The 13,178-nt window shown below is 53.7% G+C and carries 10 protein-coding genes and 2 tRNA genes; 3 read left to right on the top strand and 9 right to left on the bottom strand.

Annotation, left to right across the window (positions count from 1 at the left end; translation table 11 throughout):
* Positions 1-31: 31 nt before the first annotated feature.
* The 5 genes from HALA3H3_RS00740 to sdhC all read right to left on the bottom strand — a co-directional run bounded on the left by HALA3H3_RS00740 (position 32) and on the right by sdhC (position 6,488).
* Positions 32-2,866, bottom strand: a complete 2,835-nt coding sequence (locus HALA3H3_RS00740; protein ID WP_027959716.1) for a 2-oxoglutarate dehydrogenase E1 component — start codon at positions 2,864-2,866, stop codon at positions 32-34.
* A 388-nt stretch (positions 2,867-3,254) separates the two neighbouring features.
* Positions 3,255-3,965 (bottom strand): succinate dehydrogenase iron-sulfur subunit, encoded by a 711-nt coding sequence (locus HALA3H3_RS00745; protein ID WP_009287296.1) that lies wholly within the window; start codon positions 3,963-3,965, stop codon positions 3,255-3,257.
* Between the two features lie 27 nt (positions 3,966-3,992).
* Positions 3,993-5,765: a succinate dehydrogenase flavoprotein subunit gene (gene sdhA, locus HALA3H3_RS00750; protein WP_022520468.1), complete on the bottom strand. Its 1,773-nt coding sequence runs from the start codon at positions 5,763-5,765 to the stop codon at positions 3,993-3,995.
* Between the two features lie 4 nt (positions 5,766-5,769).
* The gene (gene sdhD, locus HALA3H3_RS00755; protein WP_022520469.1) at positions 5,770-6,117 is read right to left on the bottom strand and encodes a succinate dehydrogenase, hydrophobic membrane anchor protein; all 348 of its coding nucleotides are present in this window, start codon (positions 6,115-6,117) and stop codon (positions 5,770-5,772) included.
* Entirely contained in the window at positions 6,111-6,488 is a 378-nt protein-coding gene (gene sdhC, locus HALA3H3_RS00760) for a succinate dehydrogenase, cytochrome b556 subunit (protein ID WP_196518187.1), read from the bottom strand. Before sdhC ends, sdhD begins: the two co-directional genes overlap by 7 nt.
* Positions 6,489-6,989: 501 nt before the next feature.
* On the opposite strand from sdhC, the gene gltA reads away from it, so the two are divergent.
* Positions 6,990-8,276, top strand: coding sequence for a citrate synthase (gene gltA, locus HALA3H3_RS00765; protein WP_009287293.1), 1,287 nt, complete (start codon positions 6,990-6,992; stop codon positions 8,274-8,276).
* Positions 8,277-8,896: 620 nt separating this feature from the next.
* Here gltA and HALA3H3_RS00770 read toward each other — a convergent pair.
* From HALA3H3_RS00770 to gltX, 3 genes are all read right to left on the bottom strand, one after another.
* A tRNA-Glu gene (locus HALA3H3_RS00770) sits at positions 8,897-8,972 on the bottom strand.
* 48 nt (positions 8,973-9,020) lie between these two features.
* Positions 9,021-9,096: transfer RNA gene (locus HALA3H3_RS00775), tRNA-Ala, on the bottom strand.
* 134 nt (positions 9,097-9,230) lie between these two features.
* Positions 9,231-10,715: a glutamate--tRNA ligase gene (gene gltX / locus HALA3H3_RS00780; protein ID WP_022520472.1), complete on the bottom strand. Its 1,485-nt coding sequence runs from the start codon at positions 10,713-10,715 to the stop codon at positions 9,231-9,233.
* Positions 10,716-11,015: 300 nt separating this feature from the next.
* On the opposite strand from gltX, the gene HALA3H3_RS00785 reads away from it, so the two are divergent.
* On the top strand, positions 11,016-11,540 hold the full coding sequence (locus HALA3H3_RS00785; protein WP_022520473.1) for a helix-turn-helix domain-containing protein: 525 nt from the start codon (positions 11,016-11,018) through the stop codon (positions 11,538-11,540).
* Positions 11,541-11,545: 5 nt separating this feature from the next.
* Here the strand turns inward: HALA3H3_RS00785 and HALA3H3_RS00790 are convergent, their stop codons facing one another.
* Positions 11,546-12,142 carry a hypothetical protein gene (locus HALA3H3_RS00790; RefSeq protein ID WP_022520474.1) on the bottom strand — a complete coding sequence of 199 codons (597 nt, stop codon included), beginning with the start codon at positions 12,140-12,142 and terminating at the stop codon, positions 11,546-11,548.
* Positions 12,143-12,362: 220 nt separating this feature from the next.
* On the opposite strand from HALA3H3_RS00790, the gene HALA3H3_RS00795 reads away from it, so the two are divergent.
* Positions 12,363-13,169 carry a sulfite exporter TauE/SafE family protein gene (locus HALA3H3_RS00795; RefSeq protein ID WP_022520475.1) on the top strand — a complete coding sequence of 269 codons (807 nt, stop codon included), beginning with the start codon at positions 12,363-12,365 and terminating at the stop codon, positions 13,167-13,169.
* The last annotated feature ends 9 nt before the right edge of the window (positions 13,170-13,178 follow it).

A 13,178-nucleotide genomic window follows, 5' to 3' on the forward strand; every position in this document is an offset into this window, starting at 1 on the left:
CCCTTATATGTTCTCTAAATCCGGTGGTCGCTTATAAATTAAAAGCGTCTTCCACCAGCTGGCGCTGCTGTTCAGTGTGGACGGACATATAGCCAGCTGCTGGAGCAGCAGAGGCAGGACGTCCTGCAAATTTCAACTCGCGACCAAGGCCATCTTTCAGCATGTCGGCCACTGCACGCATATTGTGCTGGCTGGAGTACCAAGCGCCCTGATTAAGCGGCTCTTCCTGGCACCACACAATATCTTCTACGTTGGTATAGTCTTGCAGCGCTTCCAGAAGCTCTTCTTTCGGGAAGGGGTATAGCTGCTCAATACGCACAACTGCCGTGTCATGACGCTCATTCTCAGCGCGCCAAGCGGCTAAGTCGTAGTAGACCTTGCCAGCACATAGCACAACGCGTGTGACCTTCTTCGGCGCCAGATCTGCCTGGTCGGCGAGTACCATGTGGAACTTACCGTGAGCGAGATCTTCAAGGCTCGAAATCGCTTCTTTATGACGCAGCAGCGATTTAGGTGTCATCACCACCAGCGGTTTGCGCAGCGGACGAATCACCTGACGACGCAGTAGATGATAAATCTGTGCGGGCGTGGTGGGTACGCAGACCTGCATATTGTGCTCAGCACACATTTGCAGGAAGCGCTCCAAACGCGCCGAAGAGTGCTCCGGGCCCTGGCCTTCGTAGCCGTGTGGCAACAGCATGGTTAAACCACACACCCGGCCCCACTTCGTTTCACCCGACGAGATGAACTGATCCACGACCACCTGGGCGCCGTTAAAGAAGTCACCAAACTGAGCTTCCCAGATCACCAAGTCATTCGGCGCAGTGGTTGAGTAGCCGTACTCAAATGCCAACACCGCTTCTTCCGAAAGGAAGGAGTCATGAATGGTGAAACGCGGCTGACCATCGGCCATATTCTGCAGCGGAACATAGGTAGTGCCATCTTTCTGATTATGCACCACCGCATGACGGTGGGAGAAAGTACCGCGCCCAACGTCTTGCCCGGTAATCCGGATCGGATGCCCCTGCTCTAGCAACGTGGCGTAGGCTAGTGTTTCCGCAAAACCCCAGTTAAGTGCCAAACCACCAGCCTGCATTTTACGCCGGTCTTCATAAATCTTGGCCACCTGACGCTGCACTTCGACGCCGTCCGGCACTTCACACATGCGAGCCGCTAACTGCTGCAGACGCTTCATATCAAACGTCGTGTCGGCATCACCAGACCATTCGTGACCCAGGTAAGGCGCCCAGTCAACGAATAGAGAAGCGTTGGGCTCTTGCACCAGTGCATTGGCAACGTGGTTGCCTGCCACGAGGTCATCACGATAGGTTTCGATCATCGCTTTAGCGGACTCTTCAGAGAGCACGCCCTGATCAACCAAGCGCTTGGCGTACAGCGAGCGCGCAGAAGGGTGATCTTTGATCTTGGAATACATCATCGGCTGCGTGCCTGACGGCTCGTCAGCTTCGTTGTGGCCACGGCGACGGTAGCAAACGAGATCGATCACCACATCTTTTTTGAACTGCTGGCGATAGTCGAGAGCGACTTGGGTGGCGTGCAGCACTGCGTCCGGGTCATCGCCATTGACATGAAAAATAGGCGCTTGAACCATCTTGGCAATATCAGTGCAGTATTCGGTAGAGCGTGCATCCAGCGGATGCGAGGTGGTGAAGCCCACTTGGTTGTTAATCACAATATGGACGGTGCCACCGGTTTTATAAGCACGGGTCTGAGACATCTGGAATGTCTCCATCACCACGCCTTGACCGGCAAACGCCGCATCACCGTGGACGTTGATCGGCAGTACTTTACTGCCCTCTTCGTCGTTACGGCGATCTTGGCGGGCACGCACCGAACCCTCTACGACAGGCGCGACAATTTCCAGGTGCGACGGGTTAAACGACATCGCCAAATGGACTTCGCCGCCCGGGGACATGACGTTCGAACTGAAACCCTGGTGGTACTTCACATCACCTGAGCCACGTTCGATGACTTTCTTGCCGTCGAACTCATCAATCAAGTCAGCAGGGTTTTTACCCAGAATATTGACTAGCAGATTGAGTCGACCACGGTGCGCCATACCGATGACCACTTCCTTGGTGCCATAACCGCCAGCACGCTGGATAAGCTCGTCCATCATCGGCACAAACGATTCGCCGCCTTCAAGACCGAAACGCTTGGTACCTGGATACTTGGATGCCAGGTAATTCTCCAAGCCTTCGGCGGCCGTCAAACGCTCCAGCACGTGCTTGCGCACGTCGGCACTGAAATCAGGCGCACTGCGTACCGACTCAAAACGCCGTTGTAGCCAGCGTTTCTCTTCCGTATCGACGATATGCATGATCTCGCAGCCGATGGAGCGGCAGTAAGTACGCTCCAACGCATCTACGATGTCACGCAGTGGCGCTTTGTCGATACCTAAAAAGAAAGAACCGGTTTGGAACTCGGTATCCAGATCAGCTTTTGAAAGCTGATGAAAGGACAGATCGAGATCGGGGACGGGGGTGGGATTACGCAGCCCTAGCGGGTCGATATTGGCCTTTTGATGGCCACGGAAGCGGTAAGCGTTGATCAGTTGCAGGACTTTTACCTGCTTTTTGTTTTCACCGCTATCGGCAGCGGCGACTACCCGGCCCGGGCGACTTTCGCGCCCCAACTGGTAGAACTGATCACGCACGGGGCTAAGTGGAACATCGTGGGAGGCACTGCCCTCGGGGCGCGGCAACTCATCAAAATAGCTGCGCCATTCGTCAGGGACAGACTCAGGATCGGCGAGGTACTGCTCGTAAAGCGCTTCCACGTAGTGAACATTGCCGCCACTAACGTGAGAGGAACGCCACATCAACTCCATTATGCCTTGTTGCATCTCTCGGTCACCCTGCACTGATGGGGTGGTATCGGTATCGTCGCAAACATGCGGCGACATCGCTATTGCCCTGCCGGCGGGGCGGGACATTTGCCGGCGGCGCCGGCCAACGGCCGGAAACCCTGTTCGTCTAGCTATTCTTCATCTCACACTTTATGTCGCATCTAGCGGTCATACTGTGTTTCTAGCGGTCATACGATGTTTCGTCTTCAGTTCATGCTCGAAAGCCGGTACCCCAGGCACCGGCTTTCAAACTTGTCTGATCAGCAGTGCGACGTGACGCCGCACCGCCTGACAAACCCTATGATAACAAGCGAAGCGCCATGATTTAAGTGGCATTATCACCCAACTTAAGTGGCAGGCGCTTTTTTACTAAGATGTCATAGGCTTAGGTAGCATCAGCGAGTAACATTTCGCGAATTTTACCAATTGCCCGGGTAGGGTTGAGCCCTTTTGGGCACACCGCTACACAGTTCATGATGCCACGGCAACGGAACACCGAGAACGGATCTTCCAGGTTGCTCAACCGTTCGCTGGTAGCCGTGTCACGTGAATCGGCCAGGAAGCGGTAAGACTGCAGCAAACCGGCCGGGCCGACAAACTTCTCGGGGTTCCACCAGAACGACGGGCAAGACGTTGAACAGCATGCACATAGAATACACTCATACAAGCCATCTAGCTTGTCGCGCTCTTCTGGCGACTGCAGACGCTCAATGGCCGGTGCAGGCGTATCGTTCTGCAGGTACGGCTGAATACGCTCGTACTGCTTATAGAACAGCCCCATATCCACGACCATATCGCGAATAACCGGCAGGCCCGGCAGCGGGCGCAGGGTCAGCTTGTTGTTTTTGACAACGTCTGACAGCGGCGTGATACATGCCAAGCCGTTTTTGCCGTTCATGTTCATGCCGTCTGAACCGCAGACGCCTTCACGGCAGCTGCGACGAAACGCCAAACCGCTGTCTTGCTCCTTCATCATATGAAGAACATCCAGCACCATCACATCGCGGCCTTTAGTATCGACCTGAAACTCCTGCATGTAAGGTGCGGAGTCGGTTTCCGGATTGTAGCGGTATACGGATACCTGAAGATTGGACATAGTGACTCCCTCTCGTCTATGCGGCGTTTAGTAGGTACGAACCTTAGGCTCGAACGTATCAACGGTTTTCGGCTTGAAGTTAACGTCGCGTTTTTTCAGCTCTTTCGTCGCTGGGAAGAAGAGCGAGTGCTTCAGCCAGTTGACGTCATCACGGTCTGGATAGTCGTAACGCGAGTGGGCGCCGCGGCTCTCTTTACGCTCTAGGGCAGCGATCGCCGTCGCTTCAGCCACTTCCATCAAGTTATCAAGTTCCAGTGCTTCTACACGAGCAGTGTTGAAGGCATTGGACTTGTCAGGCAAGTAGGCATTGGCGATGCGCTCGCGCAGTAGCGCTAGCTTGTCGACGCCTTCCAGCATGTTTTTCTCTTCGCGGAATACGCCGAAGGAGGTCTGCATGATTTCCTGAAGCTCAGCTTTCAGCTCAGGAATACTTTCACCACCCTCAGACTCATTCCAGCGCGTGATCCGCTTCATGGCCGACTCAATGTCAGACTCGGAAGCGTCCAGGTACTCAATGCCTTCGTTCAGCGCGCCTTCAATAAACATGCCTGCAGCACGACCGAAGACCACTAGATCAAGTAGCGAGTTACCGCCCAAGCGGTTAGCACCGTGAACAGAAACACACGCTGCTTCACCACAGGCAAACAGGCCGTTAACGATATGATCGTTACCGCTTTCGTCCATGGTAATCGCCTGACCATGAATATTGGTCGGAATACCGCCCATCATGTAATGGCAGGTCGGTACGACCGGGATCGGGTCTTTTGCCGGATCGATGTGAGCAAACGTCTTGGAGAGCTCAACGATACCGGGTAGGCGCTTACCAAGTACTTCTTCACCCAGGTGATCAAGCTTCAAGAAGACGTGATCGCCCTTCTCGCCACAGCCACGACCTTCCAGAATTTCCATGACCATCGAACGGGCTACAACGTCACGGCCCGCCAAATCTTTGGCATTCGGTGCATAACGCTCCATAAAGCGCTCGCCGTCTTTGTTGATCAGGTAGCCACCCTCACCGCGGCAGCCTTCTGTGACCAGCGTGCCCGCACCGTAAATACCGGTCGGGTGGAACTGCCACATTTCCATGTCCTGCATCGGGAAGCCCGCACGCAGCGCCATGCCAATGCCGTCACCGGTGTTGATCAACGCATTGGTTGTGGAAGCATAAATACGGCCTGCACCACCAGTGGCTAATACCGTGGCCTTGGACTTAATGTGAACCACTTCGCCCGTCTCAATACACATGGCGATACAGCCGACCACATCACCGCTGGCATTCTTGACCAAATCCACCGCGTACCACTCATTGAGGAACACGGTATTGTTCTTCAAATTATTCTGGTAAAGGGTGTGCAACAGCGCGTGGCCGGTACGGTCAGCAGCGGCACAGGTACGAGCCGCCTGGCCACCTTCACCGAAGTTCTTCGACTGACCGCCAAACGGGCGCTGATAAATGCGACCGTTATCTAAGCGCGAGAACGGCAGGCCCATATGCTCGAGCTCGAATACCGCTTTCGGACCTTCAGAACACATATACTCCGCCGCGTCCTGGTCAGCGATATAATCGCCGCCTTTAACGGTGTCGTACATATGCCAGCGCCAGTCATCATTCGGGTCATCGGACGCAATCGCGCAGGTAATACCACCCTGGGCAGAAACGGTGTGAGAACGGGTCGGGAAAACTTTCGATAACACGGCCGTCTTTTTGCCGGACTTCGCCAGCTCTAGAGCGGCTCGCAGGCCAGAGCCACCGCCACCAATGATAATGGCGTCAAACGTCAGGCTACGCAGATTAGACATGTAATCAAGCTCCCCACAGAATTTGAATGCCCCACACCAAGTACACGAAAATGCCCAAGATGATGACAGCTTGGACACCCACGCGCAGGCGAGTGGACTTGAGATAGTCGGTGGTGACGGTCCACAGACCAATCCAGGCGTGTGCGGCTAAGGCGACAAACGCCAGTAGCGAGAAAATCCGCATCCACGTCTGGCTGAACAGACCGCTCCACGTGTAGTAATCAAGGTTCGGATTAAACAGCAGAAAGGCAACGATAAAGACCGTGTAGAGGGCCAAAATAACAGCAGAAACGCGCTGCATCAGCCAGTCAGAAAGCCCACTACGGCCAAAACTTGTAATGTTAGTTACCATACCCAAACTCCTGCCAGAATAATCAGAACAGCGCTGACCACGACGGTGATCTGCGCTTTTTTAACGCCACCCTCAAGGGTTACCCCAATATCGGCATCCATCAGCAGGTGCTTGATACCTGCTACAAAGTGGAATGCCAGTGCGGATAACAACCCCCAAGCAATCAACTTAGCCAAAAAATTATTGGCCAGTGCATCGCTAACGGCGTCGAAACCCGCAGGAGATGACAAGGACTTGCCCAGCGCCCAAAAAGCGAAAATCAGGCCAACGAACAGGATGACACCCGTGATGCGGTGTGTGATCGACGTCAGCGCCGGCAGTGGGAAATGTATCGTAGTAAGGTCTAGGTTTACGGGTCGTTTGCTATTCACGGCTTTGTACACACTCTCTTGGCCCGCTCTGCGACAGGTCGGGCATGGCCCGAGCGGGCGGTGGTTGCTGGAAGGGGCTCGGCCGTTGCCAAGTCGGGCACGACCACCTACCTGCCGGTCGCGCGCCGTGGATTATAAGAACCTTCGCCCTCGCTTACAAACCGAACTCAGCCCTAACTCGACTATGGTGCAAGAAAATTGTCCGCATCCTGAGTCGATTTTGCGCTGCAGCATGGTTATAGTGACAGTAGATTAGCAATTTGATAAGCCTGTTAACATATCATGTTAGCCTATCGTCAATCTTCTGACGCTTCGCCATAATGTAGGCTTTTTCATCGTATACAAAAACTATTCAAAGCAACAACATTTGTACAACCTGCAGCTAGCGCTTAGGCTAATTGACAAAATGTCGCACACTTCTATAGTGGGCAAGCCTTTTCGCCGGCGCGGTATGCGCAGCAATGACTTTACGTCCCAACCCGAATTCGAAAGGAGGCCAGCATGGCTGACAGGAAAGCGACATTGACGGTAGACGGTCTGGATAAACCGATCGAGCTACCCATGTATTCCGGCACACTTGGCCCCGACGTCATCGACGTACGCGGTTTAGGCGCTGAAGGCCTGTTCACCTACGACCCCGGCTTTATGGCCACCTCTTCCTGCCAGTCTGCCATCACTTATATTGATGGCGGCAAGGGCGTGCTGCTACACCGCGGCTACCCGATTGATCAACTGGCCAAAGAGTCCAATTTCGTAGAAGTGTGCTACACCCTGCTGTTTGGTGAGTTACCCAACGACGAGCAGTACGCGGATTTTGAATCGCGCATTCGTAACCACACCATGGTTCACGATCAGATCAACAACTTCTTTAAAGGGTTCCGCCGCGATGCCCACCCGATGTCTATTTTGTGCGGTGTAGTGGGCGGCTTAGCGGCCTTCTACCACGACCACATGGACATCACTCAAGAGGAAGATCGCGTGATCAGCGCGATCCGCCTGATCGCCAAGATGCCTACCCTGGCGGCAATGTCCCATAAGTATAATGTGGGTCAGCCCTTTAACTACCCGCGCAACGATCTGACCTATGCAGAGAACTTCCTCTACATGATGTTCAGCAACCCTTGCGAAGAGTACAAAATCAACCCGGTATACGCGAAAGCCATGGATCGCATCTTCATGCTGCATGCGGATCACGAGCAGAACGCCTCTACCTCGACTGTACGCTTGGCAGGCTCCACGGGGGCCAACCCATTCGCTTGTATTAGCGCAGGTATCGCGGCACTTTGGGGCCCCGCTCACGGCGGCGCCAACGAAGCCGTGCTGGCTATGCTCGACGAAATCGGTGAAGACTCCGAAGAGAACATCCAGCGCTTTGTTGATAAAGCCAAGGATAAGGACGACCCGTTCAAGCTAATGGGCTTTGGTCACCGCGTGTATCGCAACTTTGACCCGCGCGCCAAGGTAATGAAAGAGACCTGCGACGAAGTACTTGCAGAGCTCGGCATGGCCGACGACCCTCAGCTTAAAATCGCCAAGCGTCTTGAGCAAATTGCCCTAGAAGACGAGTACTTCATCGAGCGGAAGCTGTACCCGAACGTTGATTTCTACTCAGGCATCATTTTGAAAGCCATGGGTATCCCCACCAATATGTTCACCGTGATCTTCGCGGTATCGCGCACTATTGGCTGGATCTCGCATTGGCACGAAATGCTCAGCGAAAGCTACAAAATCGGTCGTCCGCGCCAGCTCTATATTGGCCACGACCAGCGTGACTATCCGAAAAAATAAACCATCCCCGCTTGACAGTACGATCAAAGGCCACCTTCGGGTGGCCTTTTGCGTATGGGCTGATTAACGCTCTGGTTCATAGACCACCAACGCACCACCACATGCGCTCGCGACCATTCACTAACCTACCAGGTGCCTTAAGCAAGCTCTCCCCTTAGAGACCCCCCTTGCCCCTTCTGAGCCTAGGACGCTGCGATAGCCGGATGCAACATTGAAGGACTTCAAAAACGCCTAATTCGACTCCATTATCGCTTGACTTTTTTGCTTCTGGATCCTGCTCAAGGTTTTCCACACTATCTGTGGATAACCCTGTTCACAACCACTTCAAAACGTCCCGAAATCGCCATGGGCAGTGGGCCAGCCTTAAATTGGTTATTTTTTAACCTCCTTTAAGTCATTGTTTTTTAAAGACTTAAGTTCTGTTAAAGATTTTTTGCGTCAACAACAAGGGGTTGTGCACAACCTTTAAGCCAGAATCGCAAAAGTGGACAAGTCAAGCACAAAATCGTCCAAAAATTGTCGATTTGTAGCTCTTTTGTGAACAGCGGGAATACAAAAAGCCAGCAAATGAGAAGACTCATTGCCAGAGAAATAAACGATTAGGAGGGATACTGAATTAGTGGCGTCCCATAGGGGGTTCGAACCCCTGTTACCGCCGTGAAAGGGCGGTGTCCTAGACCACTAGACGAATGGGACGTATATCGAGCTGCTTCGCGAAAGGTACTGATAACAAGTACTACTAATTGGTGGAGCCTAGCGGGATCGAACCGCTGACCTCAACACTGCCAGTGTTGCGCTCTCCCAGCTGAGCTAAGGCCCCACATGTCGCGAAGACGGAGCGTATAATACTGATTCCGCTGGCCTTCGTCAACAGAAAAAACGCCAATTTCCTAAGGATGAGAAATTGGCGCTAGCGCTATCTCATGCGCGGTTAGCTGATTTTACTAAACTATTTCACGAAGCGATCTCACGAAATTCTTTTTCAAAGCGCTTGGCCTGCTTTTTCGAGACGCCGCCCAATACCTCTATCGCACTACGCAGGCGTGCCCGGGTAACGTCTGAACCCAGAATCGCCATGGCGTCCATCACTGAGGTGCTGGACGCGCTGCCGGTAATGGCAATAAACACCGGCGCCAGAAAGGCTTTCATTTTCAAGTCAAAGTGCTCAGCCAGCGTTTTCACCTCGTTCAACAGCGCCTCTTTATGCCAAGCCGAAACGCCCTCGAATCGCCAAACAAGGAACTGAAGCAGTTTGACCAGCTCCTCTTCCTCGAGCTTCACGCTATCAAACGACGCTTTTGTTAGCGCCGGAAGACCAGAGAAGAAGTGCCCTGCCAACGGCATTACCTGGGAGAGCGTCTCTACCCGTGGTCGCACCTGCGGCAGTATCTGCTTAACGTAAGCTTCATTGAAAGCCCAGTCACGCAGTGCGCTCAACAGTGCATCATCATCCAGGTCTTCACGGATATACACACCGTTTAACCAGGTCAGTTTCTCCAGATCAAATACAGGGCCACCTAACGAGACACGCTGAACGTCAAACTCCGCCATCATCTCTTGTAGACTGAATTTCTCGCGCTCATCAGGCATCGACCACCCCATCCGCCCCAAGTAGTTGGTAACGGCCTGGGGTAAAAAACCCATCCGACGATAATAATTGATGGAGGTCGGGTTTTTGCGCTTAGAGAGTTTGGATTTATCGGGGTTGCGCAGCAACGGCATGTGACAAAGTTGCGGCATTTGCCAACCAAAATACTCATACAGCAGTTGGTGCTTTGGTGCGGAGTTAATCCACTCTTCCCCACGCAGCACATGGGTGATCGCCATTAGATGATCGTCGACCACATTGGCGAGGTGATAAGTGGGCATGCCGTCTGATTTAAGCAGAATTTGCGCGTCCACCTGCGCCCACTCCACTTCAATCGTACCGCGCAGCATATCGTTGACCACACAAACGCCTTCGGCAGGCACCTTCATGCGCACTACATAAGGCCAGCCTTCCTGTTCACGGCGTGCTTGCTCCTGGCTCTCCAATGCTAAGTCAGCAGGCTTCAATGCCAGGTGCAAGCCCGCTGCCTTGCGGGTTTCACGCAGTTCATCAAGCTCTTCACTGGTGCGGTAACACTTAAATGCATGCCCGGCATCCAACAACTGCTGGGCGTATTGAGCATATATATCGCCACGCTCGCTTTGCCGATAAGGGCCGTGGGGGCCGCCAACATCCGGGCCTTCATCCCACTCAAGACCCAGCCAGCGCAGTGAATCGAGAATCATCTGCTCCGACTCAGGAGTAGAGCGCACCCGATCAGTGTCTTCAATACGAAGAATGAATTGGCCGCCGTGCTGACGCGCAAAACATAGGTTAAAAAGCGCGATGTAGGCCGTGCCAACGTGGGGGTCTCCTGTGGGAGAAGGTGCAATGCGAGTACGTACGGTCATGAAAACGTCCTATTGGCAAAAATGCATGGCGATATTATACGCACCTTAGGCGCAACCAACAGCGTCGCGCAGGGAACGACTAGCGCAAGAAAGCGTCAGAGAAATTAACTCAACGTTATTTGTCCACTAATGCGCGCTAAAGCACAATCGCTTAGTATGGCACTGCAGCAACATCTTGGGTGCATACCCCAAGCTTGAGATAGACCAATAAAGTATGTTCATAGCTCCACTATCTATATTAGAGAAATTTATAGTGGAAGACATTCAACGAGCTTGTTAGCTCATCATCAGGAAGACGAAATGGAATCGCTAGGCTCACGTATCAAGCAACTGCGGCTTAGGGCCAAGCTCAACAAAGCTGCTCTCGCACGCAAAGTTGGCGTGTCAGATGTCACCATTTCTTATTGGGAATCTGGGGCGATCAAACAGATCGGTCACGAACGCCTTGTGGCGCTCGCTGATGCACTCGACTGCTCCCTGGCAACTCTATTGGAAGGTGATAGCGCCCCCGAGCTATTAACGTTGACCCATACTGGTCCCCTCCCCTGGGAACAGGTACAGGCAACGACCATTAAAGTGCCCAGTCATCTGCCGCTGCACATCGACTGGAAAGCACCGTGCGTGATGGCAACACCCGGCCAAGATACAGATTTTTCACCCGTTAATGCTGGTGACCTTCTGCTGCTTGGGCCAACACATGTGTTTCACAAAGCGGGCCACTATGTAGTGCAACGCGACGATCGTTTCGTCATTGAGCACTTCGCCAAAGCCCCAAGCGACACATCGATTCATGCAGTACTGTTAGCCCATTGGCATCCTGCCTAAAGCGTCTACCTCCCCGGACTCTCTAGCACCTCCACCTGGTCACGCGTTTGTCTTGGCTCACTCCCCACCAAGAAGCGACGTGAGTAGGTGGCCACTTGGCCCAGCCCATGGCGGGATTGGCTTACCAGCTCTCCCGCCAGGTGCTGGCCCTCGTGGCCTATACGTGCCTGAACGGCCTCCGGCTGCACACTGCCTTCGGAAACCTCAACCCGTACTATATAGCCACCGTCAGGTAAGCCGCTGCCAGGGCCAAATGGCCCCGCTGCAAACACGCCATCCTCTATACGTGTCCGCTCGCGCCAACGCACGCTGCTAATCTCTCGCTCGACAATAATCTGCACCAGCGTTTCGTCAGGTAAGTTGCTTTCACCTTCCACCATTAAACGCCGATCGCTGCGCAGCGATACATGCGCAGACATCTCGACGACAAGTGGCGCCACTTCTTCCGCTTCAACAACTTCTATCTCGGCAACTGTCGGTTCAGGAACTGACGTTTGCTCTACGGTTGACGCTGACTCACTCGGCTCGTCTGTTCCGCCACAGCCTGCCAGTAGCGCAGCGGATATCATCAACACGCCAACACTGCTTAATACATTGCGCATACGCACTCCAAAATATTGCCCTGGAGCCTGTCAGGCTTGACCGATCATTGCGAAAAGCACGGACTTGCAGTAGATCAACGTTAAGTCTGACAGGCTCCTAGCAGCTTACCACTGCATAGCCGCTACCACAGTGGAATAGTTGTTTTTGGCCCCGCTACAGGCACCGCTTCCGGTACAATGTGCTTATCATGCTAACAAGACACTTTTAGGAGCAGCGGCTTTGGACATCATTTGGTGGTTGGCCTATGTAGCACTGGGCGGTTTTGTAGGTTTGATGGCAGGTTTATTGGGGATTGGCGGCGGCGGCATTATGGTGCCGATTCTAACGTCTCTTTTTGTACTCCAAGGCGTACCCCACGAGCACCTTGCCCACTTGGCCTTAGGCACCGCCATGGCGGCCATTATTCCCGCCTCTACCGCTAGCTTGCTCTCCCACCATCGGCACGGGGCCGTTCGCTGGGACATCGTGCGCTTTATTACCCCAGGCATATTAGTCGGCACCTTTTTGGCGACCTTTATAGCTGCGCTGCTCCCCACCCGCGGCCTTGCCATCTTTTTCGCCTGTTTTATGGTGCTAATGTCGCTCCAGATGCTAGCAAACATCAAGCCCAAACCGAGCCGCAGCTTACCCGGCCCTATCGGCGTAAGCGGTGTGGGCCTAGGCATCGGCGGTATTTCAGCGCTCGTCGCCATTGGCGGTGGCTCACTAACAGTGCCCTTCCTCACCTGGTGCAACGTCAAACTACCCCGCGCAATTGGCACCTCCGCAGCCGTAGGACTACCGATTGCCGTTGCCGGGGCACTGGGCTACATCATCAATGGCTGGTCTACTCAAGGCCTGCCCAGTGCGGCGCTCGGCTATGTTTATCTGCCCGCGCTACTGCTAATGGCACCCTTCAGTATCTTAACGGCTCCCATCGGGGCAAAGTTAGCTCATAGGCTACCCGTCAAACTCCTCAAACGAGTATTCGCTTTTATGCTGATGGGGCTGGCACTGCAGATGGTGTATGCGGTGTTTACTGCTTAAACCCAGGCT

This window comes from Halomonas sp. A3H3 (assembly GCF_000982975.1).
Taxonomy (GTDB): domain Bacteria; phylum Pseudomonadota; class Gammaproteobacteria; order Pseudomonadales; family Halomonadaceae; genus Vreelandella; species Vreelandella titanicae.